Origin of the sequence: Candidatus Nitrosarchaeum limnium BG20, assembly GCF_000241145.1 — an archaeon.
GTDB classification, from domain to species: domain Archaea; phylum Thermoproteota; class Nitrososphaeria; order Nitrososphaerales; family Nitrosopumilaceae; genus Nitrosarchaeum; species Nitrosarchaeum limnae.
Genome location: NZ_AHJG01000129.1, coordinates 1 through 3212 on the forward strand (window position 1 = coordinate 1; position 3212 = coordinate 3212).

4 protein-coding genes are annotated in these 3212 nt (G+C 31.5%); 3 read left to right on the plus strand and 1 reads right to left on the minus strand.

Translation table 11 applies throughout. The features are described 5' to 3' along the window. A partial coding sequence (locus tag BG20_RS04225; protein ID WP_010191315.1) for an HAD-IC family P-type ATPase occupies window positions 1-382 on the plus strand: 382 nt, incomplete at its 5' end. A 62-nt stretch (window positions 383-444) separates the two neighbouring features. Here BG20_RS04225 and BG20_RS04230 read toward each other — a convergent pair. Then, window positions 445-1842: an APC family permease gene (locus BG20_RS04230; RefSeq protein ID WP_010191316.1), complete on the minus strand. Its 1398-nt coding sequence runs from the start codon at window positions 1840-1842 to the stop codon at window positions 445-447. A 127-nt stretch (window positions 1843-1969) separates the two neighbouring features. On the opposite strand from BG20_RS04230, the gene BG20_RS04235 reads away from it, so the two are divergent. Beyond that, window positions 1970-2338 carry a hypothetical protein gene (locus BG20_RS04235; RefSeq protein ID WP_010191317.1) on the plus strand — a complete coding sequence of 123 codons (369 nt, stop codon included), beginning with the start codon at window positions 1970-1972 and terminating at the stop codon, window positions 2336-2338. A gap of 79 nt (window positions 2339-2417) precedes the next feature. Further along, window positions 2418-2837 (plus strand): universal stress protein, encoded by a 420-nt coding sequence (locus BG20_RS04240; protein WP_007401947.1) that lies wholly within the window; start codon window positions 2418-2420, stop codon window positions 2835-2837. Window positions 2838-3212 lie beyond the last annotated feature (375 nt).

Below are 3212 nucleotides of genomic sequence, written 5' to 3' on the forward strand. Positions count from 1 at the left end.
CTTACCTGAACAAAAGGTAATTGCAGTAAAAAAACTCAAAGAAGAATATGGACAAGTAGTAATGGTTGGGGATGGTATCAATGATGCTCCTGCTTTGGCTATGGCAACAACTGGTATTGCCATGGGTGCACATGGAACTGCAATATCTGCAGAGGCAGCAGATGTAGTATTTCTTGTAGATGATATTGCAAAAACATCTGATATTGTAGAAATCAGTCAAAGAACATTGCAAATAGCAAAACAGGGTATCTTTATTGGATTAGGAGCAAGTTTTGTCTTGATGGGAATAGCAAGTGTAGGATTGATCCCCCCTGCTATAGGTGCATTGCTACAAGAAATGTTGGATGTAAGTGTAATTCTAAATGCATTGCGTGCAAGATGATGATTTCTAGTTGAGTGTGATTTCATAACTCCATATTCTGAATTTTATGTTTCTGTAATTGATCAATGAGCAACTTTTTTGTAAATTCTATGACAAATTTTTACAAAACTCGCAAGAAATTTTTCATGTCGTTCTAATCTTCTAGTAAAAATTGATTCTTCTGACAAAAATGCTTCTCGTAGATGATGGATATCCACCTTTGGAGAAAAAAATATGTAAAGCGGTATTCCGGATAAAATGATAACACTTCCAACTATTTTATCAAAAAAGGAAGTAGAGTATAAGAGATAAAGACAAATTCCTATGCCTAACCATGGAAGAATACTTTGACCATGTAGTTTGTGCTCACTATTTTTTTTGAGAACAATAAGAGAAAAACATACTAGTAAAAATGAAAAGCTTAGATTAAAAACTGAAAATGAGATAAGTTCTGATATTCCGCCATAAATAGAAAGTGAAAATGCGATTACCCCTTGAATGATTAGTGCCATGTATGGCGTTTTGTATTTTGGATGCGTCTTTGAGAAAATTTTTGGAAATAGCCCTTTAATTGACATGGCATAAGATAATCTTGCAATTCCCAACGTTCCAGATTCGTTTGAACCAGAAACAGAAAGTAACGCCCCGACTCCAATTATTATGGCTCCAATTGAGCCTAATGTTATGGTACTTACTAAGACTAGTGGGGTTTGTGTTTTTGAAAGATCCTCCCAACTTGAAACTCCAAAAAGAACAAAGTTTGTAATTAAATAAAATACAATTACTACTAGTATCCCTACAATGATTGCTTTTGGTATATTTTTTTTAGGATTCTTTACTTCACTGGCAGGAAGTGTTCCCATCTCAAATCCAACATAAGCCCAAAATATCAAAACAAGTGCAGTTCCAAAATTATCTAATCCTAACGGCATAAGTGGAGTGTAGTTTTTTTGTATCGCTTCTGGATGAATTACAAAAAATACTATTCCTGAAATTATCAAAATTACAAGTGGTGCAAGTTTTACTATTGTTAGAATGTCATTAAGTCTGCCAGCTGCTTTTACACTGATGATATTTACCATAGTTAAACCCAAAAGAAATACACCTTTCACTAGTACGTCTTGCCAAAAATTAAGTTCGACAAAATAATGTAGGTATTGTGTGAATGCAATTGCAAAAACAGGCAATGCCATCATTTCTGCTATCCACATGCTCCAACCAGTAAGAAATCCATAGAAATTGTCAAATGCCTTTGAAACAAAAGCAAACGGTCCGCCCACTTTGGGAACGTAATAGCTTGAATAAGCAAAAACTAATGCCAACACAATTGCAAATCCTCCTGCAATAACCCACACAAATATTGCAATAGGTCCCACCAATCCTGCAGTAATTGCAGAAGCTATGTAAATATCGGCACCAACGATTGAACCGATTATTATGTTAGTTAAATCAAAAAACGAAAGATCTTTTTTTAGCTTCAATAAAATCACTTGTTAATTAAGGATAAAAATTGTCTCTAGAGTATTATCTTTGAGAATCATTTAATCTCAGATTCATTTTAAGAAATCACAGGAATCTTTTATTATATTACCTAAGATTTTGATTTAGATGAATGACTCATATGATTTAGAAATTGAAAATATCCGTGTAATCAATCGAGCACTTGATTACTATTCTAAAAGTTTGAAAAATTTAAAAGAAAACGAAATTGAAGATTCCATGCCTTTATTCAATGGGCAAATTGATGAAAGTCTTTTAGAAGTTGAATCAATATTGGAGGCTTTAAAACTAAATATGAACTATGGATTAAATTTTACAAAAAATAGATTAAATTTCATAACTCTAATTTTAGAATTCTATTTTGCAGAGTTATCAGAAGATTTGGAAGAATTAGAAGATACAGAAGAAAATAAGAAAAATATGAATTTACTTGAAGAAGAAATAGGAAAAATAACTGAAACGATTCAGTTGTTGTAATCCCTTTTCATTTATGGTTTGTTTTTTAAAATGAAATTCATCTCGTATACATAAATTCCAGTAAAGACTTACTTTAATCATGAAGAAAATTCTTGTCCCAATAGATGGATCTCCAAATTCTGTAAGGGGATTAGAAAAGGCGATTGAATTTGCTAAAAATGACAATTCTTCTATAACTCTTCTTCATATTGCAACACTTCCACCTGTGCATGTAATTGGACATTCTAAAGACAAAGTCAAAAAATCTTTGGCAAAAAATGCTCAGAAATTTATCAAAGACGCTGAAGACCGATGCATAAATCAAAGTATACAGTTTACGACAAAGTTAGTTTATGGTTCTGATCCACCTTATGATATTGAACAATTTGCAAAAAAATACAAACATGATCTGATTGTGATAGGTGCAAAAGGAAAAAGTACCTTAAAACGCCTATTTTTGGGAAGTGTTTCAAGCTATCTTGTTGAAACAGCAAAGACTCCAGTTACTGTGATAAAATAAACCCATCAAAAATTTTAATAATTTTTACAGTTCATATGGATTTCTAATTATTAATCTTCAAATGATACCCAATAAAATTATCTTAAAACTTTAAGTTTCGGTATTTTATCTGAGATTTATGTGTGAAACTCTAGATGAAATTCATGAGGCACAACTAGCTGTAGTTATAGCTAGAATGCGAAAGCAACAATCAAAGTCAGAACAACAATCTATTTGCAACTAAAAATTTATTTCAATATTATCCCAATATCCATAAGATTAGTGTGCGTAAAGTCTGTTTTGATATTACATTTTTGTTTTTGAAAGAATCTTCCAGAATCACTGTTTTTTAAAAATTCTTTTATTATTGATTCATCTATTTTGATATTTTCAATG